Below are 14,879 nucleotides of genomic sequence, written 5' to 3'. Positions count from 1 at the left end.
TGGACAGGAATGTTTCAGTGATATTCGCTGTGCCGGGCCGTGCTGTCGCCCACGCGGACGACAGCCATCATTCCGGCGGCCTGGTGTTCGAGGATGTGGCAATGGAACATCCAGTCGCCGGCGTTATCGGCCACGAACGCGATCTCGACCCTTTCTTCCGGCGCGACGAGCACAGTGTCCTGCCATTCCCGATACCGGGTCGGTACGCCGTTTCGGGCAATGACCCGGAAGGAATGCCCGTGCAGATGGATCGGGTGATGCCAGGCGGTTCGGTTGTCCATTACGAAGATGTGGCTCGTGCCGATCGGCATCGAGATGAGCGGGTCCATCACATGGCCATCGGCCGCCTTGCCGTTGATGAACCACATCGCCCCGTTGCGCATCTGCTGCATCATGGAGCCCGCCTCGTCGCCCATCATCATCTGCCCCATCATGCCGCCATTGAAGACCACTTCGTGGCGCGTGGCGGCGGCGAGGTCCGGCTCGCGGAGCGGGTTCGCCGGTAGCTCGAGCGACCAGTCCGGAACGGTCTTCCGGAGAGGTGTTCCGTCGTAGCGGATGTCGACGAGATCATACTCGAGGCCCTGGTAGGCGATGTCGCGCAACGTCGTGTGACTTCCGGTGCGGCCGGCCATGTCGACCACCAGATCGATGCGCATGGCCGGGCCAATGACGACGATGCCCTCCCCCGGGGCGTGCGGCGTGACCGGCTGTCCGTCGAGCGCGACGATGACCGGCTCCAGATCGCCGAAGTCCAGCGCGAAGATCCGCGCGTTGGCCGCGTTGATGAGCCGCAAGCGGACGCGCTCGCCGCGACGCACCTCGACAGGGTCCGGAAGGGTGCCATTGATCGTCACCGTGTTGCCGACGCGCCCGTTGTGCGCCGCATCATGGCGGTTTCCGAAATCGTCGGAGATTTCGCCCGCCTCGGTCATACGCCAGTCGTCGAGCATCCAGGTCAGGTCCCGATCGACCCGGATCGGATCGTGCTCTTCGATGATGAGGGGCCCGTAGAGGCCGCGTCCTACCTGCTCGGAGGAACGCTGGTGGGGATGATACCAGAACGTGCCGGCGTCGACGGCGTCGAACTCGTAGAGGAACTCGCCGCCAACCGGGATCGGCGCCTGGGTCAGATGCGGGACACCGTCCATGGCGTTCGGCGTGCGGATGCCGTGCCAATGCATGGTCGTTCCCTCAGCGAGGCCGTTTTCCGCCCGCACGCGGATGCGCTCGCCCTGGCGCACCCGGATCTCGGGGCCCGGCACGCCACCGTTGTAGGCCCAGACTGCACTTGAGTTTTTAGGCCCACCGGACAGATAAACTCGCGACGGAGCAGCTCGTAGACGCATGGGCTCCGAAGCCGGTTGGGAGATGCCGGGCATCGGCATCGTTGCGGCTGCAAACGCGGCGCCGCCGAGGCGCAGCAGGCCGCGCCGGGTAAGAAGGACAGAAGAGGACATGGAGTCTGCCTTTATCTGAAGAGGGAGCATCGCGCAGAATACACGCGGACGCACTGCACCGATCAGCCAAGAACGGTCTGACCGATGACGGAAACTTCAGAGAGACAGTTTGGGGGGTGACGGCTCGGGGGGAGCGCTGCCGCCCGACAACAACGGCCGGTCGACTACGAAAAGCAGCCCGCGTGCCTGTTCACTTTCGACAAGAACCATTGGGCTAGTTGCCAAGGCCATCAGACCACCCGCCGCGCAAGGCGCAAGACAGGTGAGCTGACACTCCGTAACCGGAGCGTCGACACAGTCGTCGCAGTCGGACATCGCCTGCATCGTCTCCGAGGGCACTGCCGCAGCCGCGCCGCCTGGTCCAAGCGGCCCCAGAAGACTGACCGTCAGCGACAGCACAAGAAGGAGAATCAGTGAACGCATCATTGAAGGCGAAAATGGGGCTTCCGGTGCTGGAAGGTAAATCGACGACAGATCACTTCTCCGTGGGCCATCATGGCGCGGCGAGTAAGGATCATCGGTGTCTACTTTCAGGTCGTTGCGGATGCATGATCGGGGCGGGTCTTCCCGCTGTTCAGACTGAAACGCCCCGTAGGTTCAAGCGTGCCGGTGGGCCGGAAGAAGAGTAGCCGGAGCGCGTTCATCGTGACCAGCACCGTGGCGCCGGTATCCGCGAGGATCGCGATCCAGAGGCCGGTGATCCCGAGCACGGTGGTCACCAGGAATACCGCCTTGAGCCCGAGCGCTATCGCGATGTTCTGGCGGATGTTCGACATGGTGGCCCGGGCGAGGCGGACCTTTGCGGCCACATCGGTCACGCGGTTGCGCAGGATCGCCGCGTCGGCCGTCTCCAGTGCGACGTCGGTGCCCGAGCCCATGGCGACGCCGACATGGGCGGCGGCGAGCGCGGGCGCATCGTTTATCCCATCGCCGATCATCATCACCCGGGCGTCCGTCGTCAGGTCGCGTATCGCCGTGACCTTGTCTTCCGGCATGAGTTCGGAGCGATGCTCGATTCCGAGACCGTCGGCGATGGCCTGCGCCGTGCGCGGGTTGTCCCCGGTCAGCATGATCGAAGAGATGCCGAGCGCACGGAGCTGCGCGACAGCGTCCGCCGCATCGGCACGCGGTTCGTCTCGCAGCGCGATGAGGCCTTGGGGCACATCATCGCGCAAGACGATGACCACCGTCTTGCCGTCGGCTTCCAGCGCCGACACGCGAGTCCGGAGGTCGTCCTTGAGCGCATCGCGCTCGTCCGCCAGCCGCGGCGAGCCCACGCAGACGGTCGCGCCCTCGATGGACGCCTCCGCACCTTTGCCGGGGAGCGCGCGGCCGCCGGTCGCCGCCGCCGCGTCGACGCCTCGCCGCTCGGCCTCGGCGCAGATCGCCTGGCCGAGCGGGTGGCTCGCGCCGCTCTCGACGCCGGCGGCGAGCGCCAAGAGGTCTTCTTCGCGTCCGCTCAGCACTGCGACATCCGTTACGCGAGGCTTGCCGTGCGTGAGCGTTCCGGTCTTGTCAAAGGCGACACGGGTGGTGCGGGCGGTCGCCTCGATCACCGCGCCGCCCTTCATCAGCAGGCCGTTGCGCGCACCGGTGGAAAGCGCCGAGGTGATGGATGCGGGCACCGAGATGACCAGCGCACAGGGACAGCCGATCAGCAGCAGCGCCAGCGCGCGGTAGACCCATTCGCCCCATGCGAGGCCGAAGGCCAGAGGCGGGACGACTGCCACCAGGAGCGCGGCCCCCACGACGGCGGGCATGTAGATGCGGCTGAACCGGTCGATGAACCGCTCGGTCGGTGCGCGGGCGCTCTCGGCCTCTTCCACGAGACGGACGATGCGGGCGATGGTGTTGTCCTCGGCCGTCTTCGTGACCCGCACGCGCAGGAGCGCTTCGGCATTGATCGACCCCGCGAAGACCTCTGCGCCCGGCTCCTTGAGGCTCGGGACACTCTCGCCGGTCACCGGGCTCTCGTCGACGCCCGACGTGCCACTCATCACCTCGCCGTCGCAGGGAACGCGGTCGCCGGGGCGGACCTGCACGACCTGGCCGACCTCGAGTTTCTCCGCCGGGACCTCACGTGTCTTGCCCCCCACTTCGAGCCGCGCCGTCTTGGGCACGAGCTTCGAGAGCGCCCGGATGCTGTCACGCGCCTTGCCGGCCGACACGCCTTCCAGGAGTTCACCAACGGCGAAGAGGAAGACGACGAGCGCCGCCTCCTCCGGCTCGCCGATCACCAGCGCGCCGCCGGCGGCGATGGTCATCAGCATCTCGATGGTGAAGGGCATGCCCGCCCGCGTCATGGCAAAGGCACGCTGCGCCACGGGCACGATCCCAACGAGCGTTGCCAGGACAAACGCCCATTGGGCGATCTCTGCCGGGAAGACGAGGTGGGACGCCCAGGCCGCGGCAAGCAGTGCGCCGGTGCCGAGCACCAGACGGCCCTTGGAGGATTCCATCCAAGAACTCGGCGCGTCGTCGGCCGGCTCGTCCATGTCCCCCGTCTCGCTGTCTGTCTCCGAGCTCTCCGTAGCATCTGGAAACGCGCCATCCGGAAGGACGAAACCGCCCTTGGGCTTTTCCGGTCGCGCGCCTTTGGGCGCGATGCCGAAGCCGACGCCGCGCACGGCCTCCTCGATCCTCTCGGGCGGTGTCTGCGTCTCATCGAGCGTTAGTCGCAGCCGCTCGGCCATGAGAGCCACATCGACATCCTCGACGCCAGGCAGGCGCTCGACCGCACCGCGTACCTTGGCGGCGCATGATCCGCAATCCATGCCCGTCACGCGCCACTCGCGGTGTCCTGGGCTTACGTCTGCCATGATGGCTCTCCGTGGTGAGTCCTCGATCGGAACTCGATATACGACCTACAGCCGCTGTAGGTTCAAGGGCAGATACCAATTTCACCAAACTCGAACGATTTCCGAGCTTCAGCTGGAGCGGCGGTCTCATCTATTCGATCGCCGCACTCGCCGAGATTGCCGGTTGCTTCGCAGTCTGGGCGTCCTTCCTCAGCCTCTGGCTATTACCGGGACTTGCAAGCCTTGCTGCGTTCGGCTGGCTGCTCGCGCAGGTCGACACCGATTTTGCCGGTCGGGCCTATACTGCCATGACAGCGTCTATCTCGCCGCCTCACTTGTCTGGATGTGGGGAGCTAAAGGTCAGCAGCCGGACGGCTGGGATTTTGCCGGAGCAGGGCTGTGCCTGATCGGCGCCGCAGTGATCCTTCAGCGGAAGTCACCGAACCGGACATTTGGTGTAGCTCAGGCGGCGACGGTCCTTACTGACCGTTCGCTGCACTCATTTCGGCAACTCTAATGTTCGGTTCCGTCGACCGGCGCCGGCGACGCGTCAGTGCGAATGCCCGACATCTTCGCTAGCCGTGCCGTGCCCATAGAGATCGGCATCCTCATGGGCACAATCTTCGTGCTCGAACTCGAGGCTCGAATGAGCAATGCCGAACCGGTCCCGTAGCGTGTCCTTGATGCGTTGCTTGGTTGACTCGATGCTCGCCCAGCCTTTCCCCGTCAGCACGACATGGCAATCGAGTGCGACTTCGTGCTCCTGCATCTGCCACAGATGGACGTGGTGGACGTCGGCCACCCCCTCTGCGCCGCGCATAGCGTCTATGACACTCTCGCAATCGAGGTCAGGCGGGCTGCCCAGCATCAGCGTTCGGATCGGGCCGCCTATCTCGGTGAAGGCTAGATATAGAATGTAGAGAGCGATCCCGATCGTGATCGCCGGGTCCACCCAACGCATGTCGTAGAGGATGATGAGCGATCCGCCGACGATCACAGCGACCGACGCGAGCGCATCGGAGAGGTTGTGCAGGAACAAGGCGCGAATGTTCACGCTGCCCTTTTGCATGGAATAGGTCAGCAGCGCGGTAAGGGTGTCCACGACCAGTGCGACACCGCCCAGGATCACGACCGTCCAGCCTTGGACCTCTGATGGGTTGATCATCCGCATGCCGCCCTCGTAGATCAGGTAGAAACCTATCAGAATAAGCGTGGTGTAGTTGATCAGCGCGGCGACGATCTCGATCCGGCCGTAGCCAAAGGTCATGCGCTCATCCGCCGGTCGCCGCGCGATTTTGCGCGCGGCGAAGGCGATCACAAGCGACGCCATGTCCGAGAAATTGTGTAGCGCGTCAGCGATCAGCGCCAGGCTGCCCGAAAGGACCCCGCCGACGATCTGCGCGACGGTCAGAAGTCCGTTCGCCCAGATCGCGACAGACACGCGGCGGTCGCCGGATTTTGGGTCGATATGAGCATGGCTATGATCGTGCGGCACGGAAAGCTCCTCGAATCGGTCGAGGAGCAATTTAGTTGCTATAGTGGCTGTAGCTTCAATGCCTTTAACTACTTCCGACCGAGACATTGGGCCTTCGGCTATCCGATGCTGCCAAGGACCGGGAAGGTTTCGAGCAACCAAAAGGCAAGACGGTTGATCTGGCCGGTCATCACGCCGAGCCCCATCAGCACCATCAGCCCGCCCGCAATGCGATAGAGCCACCGGCCTGTCGCGCCGATCCGTTTGAGTTTGCCCGCGATTTCATTGGTAAAGAGCGCGATCAGCAGGAACGGCACGCCCAGACCCACGGAATAGATGGCCAGAAGCGCCACGCCATCCGCGCCCGATGCCGTGCTCACCGCGAGGATCGAGCCGAGCACTGGCCCGATGCAGGGCGTCCAACCAAAGGCAAAGGCGAGACCCAGAAGATAAGCCCCCACCGCGTTGCCGCCTTTCGTTGCGACATCGGGCCTTGTGTCGCGCATCATCGCGGGGACCCGGATCGCCCCCATCATCACCAGCCCGAAAAGTACGATTAGAGCGCCCCCCGCAAGACCCAGTTCGTATTTCCAGCGGAGCAGCATTCCGCCCAAAAGGTTTGCCCCGGCCCCGAGCGCCACGAAGACCGTGGAAAACCCGAGCACGAACCAGAGGCTCAGGATCACACTGCGCACCCGGTCGCCGATGGCTGTCGCCGTTCCCGATGCCAGAGCAGGTTGCCCCGCGATATAGGAGACATATCCTGGAGCCAGTGGCAGAACGCAGGGTGACAGAAACGAGACCGTCCCGCCCAAAAAGGCTGCGATGATTCCCACACCGGAGATTTCGAACATTCAGTTGCCGCCTTTCCTGCACCTCAGTCGAACGGGCTTTTAAGGGCTACGACGGGTTTAGCTTCAAGAGAATTTCCTAGACTTGGCGCGGCGCCGCCAAGATGATCGCTGCCCCGACAAGGCAGATCGCGGTGCCAATCACATCCCACCTGTCTGGCCGCTGTCCCTCGACCAGCCACATCCAGAGAACCGAGGCCGCGATATAGACGCCCCCGTAGGCCGCAAAAGCGCGCCCCGCCGCGGTGGCCTCGACTTGGGCGAGTAACCACCCGAAGAGCGCAAGCGCAAGAAGACCCGGGGCCAACCAGAGCGGCGAGGTCCCGAGGCGCCACCATGCCCAGATCGCGAAGCAACCGGCGATCTCGGCCAACGCGGCCAGAGGATAGGCGATCGCCGCGCCCATGCCTCACGCCCCGATCCCGTCGTGGTCGGTCAAGCATGCGGCGTGATCGCGCAGAACCTCGAGCACGCGGCAATCGGCCGTCCGCCCGCCGCTGCATTCATGCACCATCCGATTCAGCTCCGTGCGCAGCGCCTCGAGCCGAGCGATCCGCCGCTCCACCTGCTTCAATTGCCGCCGCGCGATCGCATCGGCCTCATGGCAGGGCCGGTTGGGATGGTCGCCGAGGTCCAGGAGTTCTCGAATGGCATCGAGCGAAAAGCCAAGCTGGCGCGAATGGCGGATGAAGGACAGCCGGTCGAGCTCGGCATCGCCATAGCGCCGCTGCCCGCCTTCGGTCCGGCCCGGCTCGGGCATAAGTTCGATCTGCTCGTAGTAGCGGATGGTCTGCACCTTGGTGCCGGTCTTCTTCGCCAAGTTGCCGATCGTGAGCATCTACGCCTCCATCAAACGTACAGTCGTGGTAGATTCGATCGGCCGCTTTGGCAACGACGCCATGGCTTTCACATGCATGTGACAAAGTGCGGCAGCCGCGGTGAAAGGAGTTGAACCTCTAGTGGCTAGAGGATGTATCCGCGCCGTTATCAAAAACGGCAGGCAGGCGGTTTACGTGACGCTGACATTCCTTCGAAAAGTACTTTGGGCCTCGGTGGGCGTTGCAGCGCTGGCATTGGTCTGGCTTCTTCTCTGGGCGGATTATCGTGCCGATCGTGCACGCACCGAGACGGAACCCGTTTTCCGAGCGAATTTCGAGCTGACCGATCACAGCGGGATGGTCCGCACCCAGGAGGATTTTGCGGGCCAGTGGATGCTGATCTTCTTCGGCTTCGCCAATTGCCCGGACATCTGCCCGACCACCCTTTCCGAGGTTGCCGCGGTCATGGACGGTCTAGGGGAGAACGCGGAGCAGGTTCAGCCGCTCTTCATCTCGATCGACCCGGAGCGCGACACGCCGGAGAACCTTGCCGACTATGTGCCGGTTTTTAATGCTGGCATTCTCGGCCTGACCGGAACGCCCGACCAGATCGAACGAACGGCCGAGAACTTCCCCATCTTCTACGAGAAAATCGAGGAGGCCTCGGCGCCAGACGGCTACACGATGAGCCACACGTCACACCTGTTCCTGTTCGGCCCGGATGCGGACCTCGTCACAACCTGGAGCTATGGGACGCCAGCCGAGGAGATCCTCGCCGATCTGCGTAAACGGATCACCAGATGAAGCCGAGAGTTTCCGCCGATACAGCACTCGCCGCTGCATGGATCGTGGCGCTGGCTGCATCGCTCGCCGTCCTGTTCATCGGCGAGGTGCTGGGTCAGATGCCGTGCCTTCTGTGTTGGTACCAGCGCGCGTTCATGTTCCCGCTGGCCGTCGTTCTGGGTCTCGGGCTGTGGTGGCAGGACCGCCGGATCGGGCGTTACGGCATGGCTCTCGGCCTTGGCGGAGCAGCGATCGCGCTCTGGCACTCGGGTCTCTACGTCGGTCTCGTTCCCGAACCGATCCAGCCATGCACAGCGACCGGTCCTTCCTGTACCGACGACAACCAGTTGGTTCTCGGCATCCCGATCCCGTTTCTGTCGCTCATCGCCTTCGTGCTGGTCGCCGGGCTGTCGGCATTTTCCTTGAAGGAACCACATTCATGAACCGAAAATCACTCGTCCTGTCAGTCCTGGTGCTTGCCCTCGCCGGCTTCGCGCTCGCTGCCTGGTTCGCCACCCGTCCCGCGCCAGTAGCGCAGACCGCGTCGGTTCCGGCGGAACAGGCGGAGGCCCTACTGCGCCCCTATTCGCCGGTTCTGGGACCGGAAGAGGCGCCGGTCACCATCGTCGAGTTCTTCGATCCGGCCTGCGAGGCCTGCCGTGCCTTCTATCCCGTGGTGAAGGACATCATGGCTGAGCATGGCGATGCCGTCCGTCTCGCGATCCGCTACACCCCGTTCCATGGGGAAGCCTCGGAAGAGGCCATTCGCGTCCTGGAAGCCGCCCGGATGCAGGGTGTCTATGAGCCCGTTTTGGAGGCCATCCTGCGCGAGCAACCACGCTGGGCGTCGCATGGCGCGCCGGAACCGGGGCTGATCCTCGAGGTCGCCGCCACGGCGGGTCTAGATGCTGAAGCCGCAGAGACGCAGATGATGGCTCCTGACGTCATCGGCATACTCAACCAGGACCGAGCAGACGTCGAGACCGTCGGCGTGAGCGGGACGCCGACCTTCTTCGTCAACGGCAAGCCGCTCGATCCATTCGGAGAGGCGCAACTCCGGGCGCTGGTCGCGTCGGAAGTGGAGGCCGCCGGAATCTGATCCGACGGGCGCGCAATCGAGAATCGAGAAGGAGCTGCAATGAAATACACCATCCACGCCACGTGCTCAGTCCTGATGCTGCCGTTCATGCTTGCGACGTCGGCAATGGCCGGCTCCGCCGATGTCGTCGTCGAAAACGCCTGGGCGCGGGCCTCGATCGGCACCTCCCGCCCCGGCGCAGCTTATATGGAAGTCCACAATGCGGGCGACGAGCCGGTCATGCTGACCGGCCTCCTGACGGACCTCGCCATGAGGCCCGAGGTTCACCGGACCGCGACCGATGAGCAGGGCGTGAGCTCGATGTCTCCGGCGGGCGATATCGTCATCGCACCTGGCGAGACCATCGCGCTTGAACCCGGCGGGCTGCACGCCATGCTGATGCAGCTTCAGCGCCCAATGGAAGAGGGCGAGAGCTTTTCGATGACGCTCACATTCTCCGATGGCGGCGAGACGACGGTCGAGGTGCCGATCCTCGGGATCGCAGCGCGCGGGCCGGAGGATTGATGCAGAGCAGATCGGTTCTCGGCTACGGTGCCGCGGCGCTCGGTGCGCTCGCGCTCACTCTATTCGTTGGCTGGTGGCAGGTCGACGGCCCCGGAGCGCCTGTACCGGACGACGGACGGCCGTTGCCGCTCACCGTGATGGAGTTCGAACTCACCGATCACGAAGGACGTTCGGTCGAGCCGGATACGCTGGTTGGGTCGCCCTCAATGGTCTTCTTCGGCTTCACTTACTGTCCAGATGTATGCCCGACGACGCTTGCAGACATTTCCGGCTGGCTGGACGCCTTGGAAGGGGATGCTGAACAACTGAACGTTGTCTTCATCACCGTCGATCCGGAGCGGGACAATGTCGATGCGATGGCGGAGTACGTCGGCTATTTCCATCCGGCGATCCGTGGCTGGACCGGCCCGGAGCAGCAGATTGCTCTGGCGGTCGAGGGCTTCCGCGCGACCTACGAAAAGGTCCCGACTGAAAGCGGCGACTACACCATGAACCACACGGCGAGCGTCTTCCTGTTCGACGCCCAGGGACGCTTCGTGACCACTATCGACTACCACGAACCGAGAGAATTCGCGTTGCCGAAGATCCGTCGTGCAATGAACGAAAAAGACGCAGAGGGGGCAACATGAGGTTGAGATATTGGGCGGCCGGATTGGCGATGGCGGGCGGCGTCTCGGTAACGGCTCTTGCATTGTCCAGTGCGGCGGTAAACGAGCCGGTGCCACCGGGTATGGCTGAGGCTGGCCGCTGGCGTCCCGAGCCTTTAACATCGCCTGTGGAGGCGAACCTGGTGGCGCCCCACGTTGTGTCCGCGGTTTCAGCTTCGCCTACCAGTGCTCCATCTCCGGCTCTTTCAGCTGCACCGACGACCAGTGATCCCTTGCCTGTGATCAAGTCGCCCCCCGCCGTATGGTCTCGTGAAATCGCCTCTGGGGATACGCTCGACGGTCTACTCGCCGAAGCCGGCCTCACCGGGCCGGACCGCGCGGAGACGTCGCTGGCGCTCTCCGCAGAATACGATCTGCGGCGCCTGCGTCCTGGCCACGTTCTGACAGTCGAGATGTCTGCCAATGGCAGTCCACGCCGCGTGGCGCTCGATGTGGACGAGGGCGTGCGGGTCGAAGCGACGTTCGGCGATACGCTCTCGACCCGCGTCGTGTCTCCCGAGCCCGAGATCGTGGTGTTGGCCGGAACGACCAGGATAGAGAGTTCGATCTTCGCCGCGCTAGAAGACTCCGGGATACCGCCGCGTTTCGCAGTCGATCTGGCGCAGATGTTGGGAGGTACGGTGGATTTCCGCCGTGACCTCGGCGGGGGAGAGACCCTTCGCCTTCTGTGGCGCGAGGCGCGTGTCGAAGGCGATACCATAGGACAACCCAAGATCGCCTTCGCTTCGCTCGATTTGGGGGACGCACTCTACGAGGTTGTCTGGCCCGAGGACGGCACGGGTCGCGCCACGATGTACCTCAACGGCGAAGTGGTTCGCGTCTTCGCTGAGCCCGTGAAGGGGGCTCGACTTAGCTCCGTCTTTGGTCGGCGAAAGCACCCCATCTACGGCAATGTGCGCATGCATACCGGCGTCGATTTCGCGGCGCCGCGCGGAACGTCAGTGCGCGCGACGGCGCCGGGGCGCATCGCCTTTATCGGGCGTAGGGGCGGCTACGGGCGCGTCGTCGAGATCGCTCACGGGACGGAAACCATGACACGCTATGCACATCTGAGCGCCGTTCCCGATAGCCTCGCTGAAGGTCAGCGGATCGCGGCGGGCGACACGATCGGCCGGGTTGGTGCGACTGGAACGGCGACGGGGCCGAATTTGCACTACGAGGTGCGCGTGGACGGCCGCCCGACCGATCCACTTTCTGACAAGCGCCTGTCGGAAGCCATCGAGGGCGAAGCGCAGGGCGACGCAGGCCTGGACCGGCTAACTGAGGCGCGTGCGCGCTTGGAGGACGCGCTCGCCAGCGATCTTGCATCCAACACTACGGAAAGGCTCTGACCCATGAGAAAGCTGCTCACCGCGGTGACAACCGCCATCGCCCTTCTTCCTGCCGCCGAGGTTTTGGCAAAAGCGACTCCAATTGACGTGCGCAAGACCAACGGCTGTGGCTGCTGCATCGCCTGGATGGAGCATCTGAAAGAGAACGGCTTCGCGCCGACCGGGCAGGACATGTTCGGAGGCGCGCTCGTGCGCTTCAAGCTCGACAACGCCGTGCCGCAACCGTTGGTATCCTGCCACACGGCGCTCGTCGACGGCTACGTGATCGAGGGACACGTGCCGGGGAGCGACATTCGCCGCCTTCTGGAGGAACGTCCCGAAGCCGTCGGCCTGGCCGTACCGGAGATGCCTCTCGGTTCCCCCGGCATGGATTTCGGCCAGCGACGCGAAGCCTACGACGTCTTTCTTATCCGCGATGACGGCTCGACTGAGGTCTTCGCAAGCTACAATGGAAACTGATCAATGCCGCAAGCGCACACCACCGGCAAGGTAACCCTTCTGTTCGCGGGCCTGCTTGTGCTCGGAGCCTGCACCGTTCCGGTGGTCCAGACTGCCGAACCGGAGGCAGCGATCTCGGAGGACGTGATGGCTCAATTGAGCGCCATGGCCGCCCCATATCAGAATGTGCAAACCGTAGTACTTCGGCCAGAGGACGGCTGTTACTGGTACCGCCATGTCGGGCCGGTCGAGACAACGATGCTGCCGCTCCGAACGCCGGAAGGGGGCCCGATCTGCACTGCGCGTACGGCGCAGGCTACGAGCTGACGGCATGTGCTTAACACCCTCATGGCACGCGACCTTAAATGGCCGTTGGTGCCTTCAGCCCCCGTGGACTGGGAGGTGCGTGGGAGACAGTGGCAGCCTAGCGCAACCGCCTTTCGCGAAAAGCGGTGCGTGTGGGCGCGCGAGGCGATCAGCTATGCGCCGTCACGGGGCCGTCGTTTTCAGCCGGATAGAGGACGGCTGTCACGCCGGTTTCGACCTGCTCGTAGAGGTCGTTGATGTGGGGCATCACCATGCGCACGCACCCCGAGCTCGCGCGGGAGCCGATCGAGCGCGGGTGGGGTGTGCCGTGGATCCGAAGGTAGGTGTCGCGCTCACCGACATAGAGATAGAGCGCGCGCGACCCGAGCGCGTTCTCGGGGCCAGGTTCCATCCCGTCCTCATACTGCGCGTAGGCTTCCGGCTCTCGGCGGATCATGTTCTGCGTCGGCGTCCAGTGCGGCCACCTCACCTTCCGGCGGATCGTGTAGGTGCCCGGCTCGTAGAGCCCACCCTCACCGATGGCCACGCCGTACCGCATCGCCGTACCGCCGGGCTCGATATGGTAGAGATAGCGTGCGGTGGCATCGACATGGATGTCGCCGGGCACGAGACCGGGCCGCGCCTCGACTCGCTGCGGCAGCAGTCGCGGGTGCAGACCCCAGGGGTTCGTCGTGGCCGGGTCGTAGTTCGCCGGCGTCACCTGCGCGTCCCAGGCGGCCTTCTGCGCCTCCGTCGGCCAAGTGCTTGCAAGAAGGGGGCCAGCGACCGGTGCGGAGAACATCGCGGCGGTCGTTGTGATGAAATGGCGTCTGCTCAGCATTGCGAAAGGTCGCTCCCGGGAGTCTTTGGTTGTTCAGAGCTTCCTGGGAAGCCGTTGGTGAGAATAGACAAGATGCCACTGAATGTCTTGTTCGGTCACATGGGTGTGACATCGCAGCAGGTCACAGCCGAGCATCGCTTCACGGACTGTTCCGCCGCGCAGGGATTGCGGGGCCGCGGGATGCGCGACTTGCCACCTCATTCGATTTCAGTGTTTTTTCAGGAGCGACCATGATCGAGCTGTCCCCGATCGCGCTCGGCTTGCTCGGCAGCCTCGCCGCCGGTCTAATGACCGCTGTCGGGGCGGTCCCGGTGCTTTTCGGCCAAATCCCGTCGCGTGCCACGCGGGACATGGCGCTCGGCTTTGCAGCTGGAGTGATGCTGGCGGCGTCGTTCTTCTCACTGATCATTCCTGCGCTCGATGCGGCCGAGCCGATGTTCGAGAGTGGCGCCATGCCGGCGCTGATCGTCTGCACCTCGATCCTGCTCGGCATGGGGGCGGTTGCGCTGATGAACGAGCGCTTGCCGCACGAGCACTTCAGGACGGGGCGAGAGGGACCAGAAGCCGCGTCGCTCAGGCGCGTCTGGCTTTTCATCATCGCGATCACAATCCACAATTTCCCTGAAGGCCTTGCCGTCGGCGTGGGCTTCGGTGCGGACGGTCTATCCGGCGGCCTGCCGCTCGCGATCGGCATCGGGCTGCAGAACGCGCCCGAGGGTCTGGCGGTTGCCGTGTCGCTCCTCGGCGAGGGTTACCCGAAGTTCCGTGCATGGGGCATCGCCGCCCTGACTGGTCTCGTCGAGCCGATCGGCGGGCTTCTCGGCGCCGGAATCATCACGTTGTCACAACCGCTCCTGCCTTGGGGTCTCGCCTTCGCCGCGGGTGCGATGCTCTACGTCATCAGCCACGAGATCATTCCCGAAACGCATCGCAGCGGGCATCAGAACCGTGCGACGCTTGGCTTGGCCGTCGGTCTGGTCCTGATGCTGTTCCTAGACGTCTGGCTGGGATGAGAGCAATGAAGCGTCCCACCTTTGCCTCAGCTGTTGCAGGCTGCATCGCTGTTGCGGCATTCGTAACCGATCAGGCAACGAAGGCGCTGGCCAGCGCCAATGCCGAAGCCCTTGCCGGCGGTCTCGGCGTCTTCCCCGGCTTCAACCTCGTCCTTCATCGCAACTCCGGTGTCAGCTTCGGCATGCTCAGCGACGTGTCCCCCTTCATGCTGGTGGCGCTCGCCTTGGTCATCGCCGCGTGGCTTGCGGTCCTCGCATTCCGGGCTGAACGGTCAAGTGATGCCGTGGGATACGGGCTCATCCTCGGCGGCGCGCTTGGCAACGTGGCGGATAGGGTGCGGTTCGGCGGCGTGACAGACTTTCTCGACTTCTACATCGGTGAGACGCACTGGCCCGCCTTCAACCTCGCCGATACCGCGATCTTCTGCGGCGTGGTGGTGCTTCTGTTCTGGCCCCGTCGCCACGACCGGCGGAAGAACGCGGCCCCTTGATCGG

General features: G+C 64.3%; 16 protein-coding genes and 1 pseudogene. 10 read left to right on the top strand and 7 right to left on the bottom strand.

Going from position 1 to position 14,879, the window contains the following annotated elements:
- Positions 1-14: 14 nt before the first annotated feature.
- The gene (locus BMZ25_RS18615) at positions 15-1,460 is read right to left on the bottom strand and encodes a multicopper oxidase family protein (RefSeq protein ID WP_092696162.1); all 1,446 of its coding nucleotides are present in this window, start codon (positions 1,458-1,460) and stop codon (positions 15-17) included.
- Between the two features lie 530 nt (positions 1,461-1,990).
- Positions 1,991-4,279 carry a heavy metal translocating P-type ATPase gene (locus tag BMZ25_RS18610; RefSeq protein WP_092696161.1) on the bottom strand — a complete coding sequence of 763 codons (2,289 nt, stop codon included), beginning with the start codon at positions 4,277-4,279 and terminating at the stop codon, positions 1,991-1,993.
- A gap of 137 nt (positions 4,280-4,416) precedes the next feature.
- On the opposite strand from BMZ25_RS18610, the pseudogene BMZ25_RS18605 reads away from it, so the two are divergent.
- Positions 4,417-4,685 (top strand): annotated as a pseudogene (locus tag BMZ25_RS18605) (YnfA family protein); the annotation flags it as partial.
- A gap of 123 nt (positions 4,686-4,808) precedes the next feature.
- Here the strand turns inward: BMZ25_RS18605 and BMZ25_RS18600 are convergent.
- The 4 genes from BMZ25_RS18600 to BMZ25_RS18585 all read right to left on the bottom strand — a co-directional run bounded on the left by BMZ25_RS18600 (position 4,809) and on the right by BMZ25_RS18585 (position 7,421).
- Positions 4,809-5,753 carry a cation diffusion facilitator family transporter gene (locus BMZ25_RS18600; protein WP_092696190.1) on the bottom strand — a complete coding sequence of 315 codons (945 nt, stop codon included), beginning with the start codon at positions 5,751-5,753 and terminating at the stop codon, positions 4,809-4,811.
- A 98-nt stretch (positions 5,754-5,851) separates the two neighbouring features.
- Positions 5,852-6,586, bottom strand: coding sequence for a cytochrome c biogenesis CcdA family protein (locus BMZ25_RS18595; protein WP_092696160.1), 735 nt, complete (start codon positions 6,584-6,586; stop codon positions 5,852-5,854).
- Between the two features lie 76 nt (positions 6,587-6,662).
- Positions 6,663-6,989, bottom strand: a complete 327-nt coding sequence (locus BMZ25_RS18590) for a YnfA family protein (RefSeq protein ID WP_092696159.1) — start codon at positions 6,987-6,989, stop codon at positions 6,663-6,665.
- Between the two features lie 3 nt (positions 6,990-6,992).
- Positions 6,993-7,421 carry a MerR family transcriptional regulator gene (locus tag BMZ25_RS18585; RefSeq protein ID WP_092696158.1) on the bottom strand — a complete coding sequence of 143 codons (429 nt, stop codon included), beginning with the start codon at positions 7,419-7,421 and terminating at the stop codon, positions 6,993-6,995.
- A 175-nt stretch (positions 7,422-7,596) separates the two neighbouring features.
- Between BMZ25_RS18585 and BMZ25_RS18580 the strand changes: the two genes are divergently transcribed.
- The 7 genes from BMZ25_RS18580 to BMZ25_RS18550 all read left to right on the top strand — a co-directional run bounded on the left by BMZ25_RS18580 (position 7,597) and on the right by BMZ25_RS18550 (position 12,245).
- Complete coding sequence (locus BMZ25_RS18580) at positions 7,597-8,205, top strand: SCO family protein (RefSeq protein ID WP_092696157.1); 609 nt, start codon at positions 7,597-7,599, stop codon at positions 8,203-8,205.
- Positions 8,202-8,627 carry a disulfide bond formation protein B gene (locus tag BMZ25_RS18575; RefSeq protein ID WP_092696156.1) on the top strand — a complete coding sequence of 142 codons (426 nt, stop codon included), beginning with the start codon at positions 8,202-8,204 and terminating at the stop codon, positions 8,625-8,627. The genes BMZ25_RS18580 and BMZ25_RS18575 overlap by 4 nt, the downstream gene beginning before the upstream one ends.
- Entirely contained in the window at positions 8,624-9,283 is a 660-nt protein-coding gene (locus tag BMZ25_RS18570) for a DsbA family protein (protein ID WP_092696155.1), read from the top strand. Before BMZ25_RS18575 ends, BMZ25_RS18570 begins: the two co-directional genes overlap by 4 nt.
- Positions 9,284-9,358: 75 nt before the next feature.
- On the top strand, positions 9,359-9,787 hold the full coding sequence (locus tag BMZ25_RS18565; RefSeq protein ID WP_235859942.1) for a copper chaperone PCu(A)C: 429 nt from the start codon (positions 9,359-9,361) through the stop codon (positions 9,785-9,787).
- Entirely contained in the window at positions 9,787-10,416 is a 630-nt protein-coding gene (locus BMZ25_RS18560) for an SCO family protein (RefSeq protein ID WP_092696153.1), read from the top strand. The genes BMZ25_RS18565 and BMZ25_RS18560 overlap by 1 nt, the downstream gene beginning before the upstream one ends.
- Positions 10,413-11,786, top strand: a complete 1,374-nt coding sequence (locus tag BMZ25_RS18555; RefSeq protein WP_092696152.1) for a M23 family metallopeptidase — start codon at positions 10,413-10,415, stop codon at positions 11,784-11,786. The genes BMZ25_RS18560 and BMZ25_RS18555 overlap by 4 nt, the downstream gene beginning before the upstream one ends.
- Positions 11,787-11,789: 3 nt before the next feature.
- Positions 11,790-12,245: a DUF411 domain-containing protein gene (locus tag BMZ25_RS18550; RefSeq protein ID WP_092696151.1), complete on the top strand. Its 456-nt coding sequence runs from the start codon at positions 11,790-11,792 to the stop codon at positions 12,243-12,245.
- A 454-nt stretch (positions 12,246-12,699) separates the two neighbouring features.
- Here the strand turns inward: BMZ25_RS18550 and BMZ25_RS18540 are convergent, their stop codons facing one another.
- A complete protein-coding gene (locus tag BMZ25_RS18540) occupies positions 12,700-13,371 on the bottom strand; it encodes a L,D-transpeptidase (RefSeq protein ID WP_092696149.1) in 672 nt (223 codons plus the stop codon).
- 230 nt (positions 13,372-13,601) lie between these two features.
- Here BMZ25_RS18540 and BMZ25_RS18535 point away from each other — a divergent pair, with 230 nt between their 5' ends.
- Together BMZ25_RS18535 and lspA are read left to right on the top strand one after the other, a co-directional pair.
- Positions 13,602-14,384 carry a ZIP family metal transporter gene (locus BMZ25_RS18535; RefSeq protein ID WP_092696148.1) on the top strand — a complete coding sequence of 261 codons (783 nt, stop codon included), beginning with the start codon at positions 13,602-13,604 and terminating at the stop codon, positions 14,382-14,384.
- 5 nt (positions 14,385-14,389) lie between these two features.
- A complete protein-coding gene (gene lspA, locus BMZ25_RS18530) occupies positions 14,390-14,875 on the top strand; it encodes a signal peptidase II (protein WP_092696147.1) in 486 nt (161 codons plus the stop codon).
- Positions 14,876-14,879 lie beyond the last annotated feature (4 nt).

Origin of the sequence: Tranquillimonas rosea (assembly GCF_900111315.1) — a bacterium.
Classification (GTDB): domain Bacteria; phylum Pseudomonadota; class Alphaproteobacteria; order Rhodobacterales; family Rhodobacteraceae; genus Tranquillimonas; species Tranquillimonas rosea.
Note: the sequence above shows the minus strand (reverse complement) of the source record. Positions and strands in the feature narration are given on the sequence as shown.

Excerpts from the sequence above, each read along its gene's own strand:
- BMZ25_RS18615 (WP_092696162.1), bottom strand. The coding sequence starts at position 1,460 with ATGTCCTCTTCTGTCCTTCTTACCCGGCGCGGCCTGCTGCGCCTCGGC.
- BMZ25_RS18610 (WP_092696161.1), bottom strand. The coding sequence starts at position 4,279 with ATGGCAGACGTAAGCCCAGGACACCGCGAGTGGCGCGTGACGGGCATG.
- BMZ25_RS18595 (WP_092696160.1), bottom strand. The coding sequence starts at position 6,586 with ATGTTCGAAATCTCCGGTGTGGGAATCATCGCAGCCTTTTTGGGCGGG.
- BMZ25_RS18590 (WP_092696159.1), bottom strand. The coding sequence starts at position 6,989 with ATGGGCGCGGCGATCGCCTATCCTCTGGCCGCGTTGGCCGAGATCGCC.
- BMZ25_RS18585 (WP_092696158.1), bottom strand. The coding sequence starts at position 7,421 with ATGCTCACGATCGGCAACTTGGCGAAGAAGACCGGCACCAAGGTGCAG.
- BMZ25_RS18575 (WP_092696156.1), top strand. The coding sequence starts at position 8,202 with ATGAAGCCGAGAGTTTCCGCCGATACAGCACTCGCCGCTGCATGGATC.
- BMZ25_RS18570 (WP_092696155.1), top strand. The coding sequence starts at position 8,624 with ATGAACCGAAAATCACTCGTCCTGTCAGTCCTGGTGCTTGCCCTCGCC.
- BMZ25_RS18565 (WP_235859942.1), top strand. The coding sequence starts at position 9,359 with ATGCTGCCGTTCATGCTTGCGACGTCGGCAATGGCCGGCTCCGCCGAT.
- BMZ25_RS18560 (WP_092696153.1), top strand. The coding sequence starts at position 9,787 with ATGCAGAGCAGATCGGTTCTCGGCTACGGTGCCGCGGCGCTCGGTGCG.
- BMZ25_RS18555 (WP_092696152.1), top strand. The coding sequence starts at position 10,413 with ATGAGGTTGAGATATTGGGCGGCCGGATTGGCGATGGCGGGCGGCGTC.
- BMZ25_RS18550 (WP_092696151.1), top strand. The coding sequence starts at position 11,790 with ATGAGAAAGCTGCTCACCGCGGTGACAACCGCCATCGCCCTTCTTCCT.
- BMZ25_RS18540 (WP_092696149.1), bottom strand. The coding sequence starts at position 13,371 with ATGCTGAGCAGACGCCATTTCATCACAACGACCGCCGCGATGTTCTCC.
- BMZ25_RS18535 (WP_092696148.1), top strand. The coding sequence starts at position 13,602 with ATGATCGAGCTGTCCCCGATCGCGCTCGGCTTGCTCGGCAGCCTCGCC.
- lspA (WP_092696147.1), top strand. The coding sequence starts at position 14,390 with ATGAAGCGTCCCACCTTTGCCTCAGCTGTTGCAGGCTGCATCGCTGTT.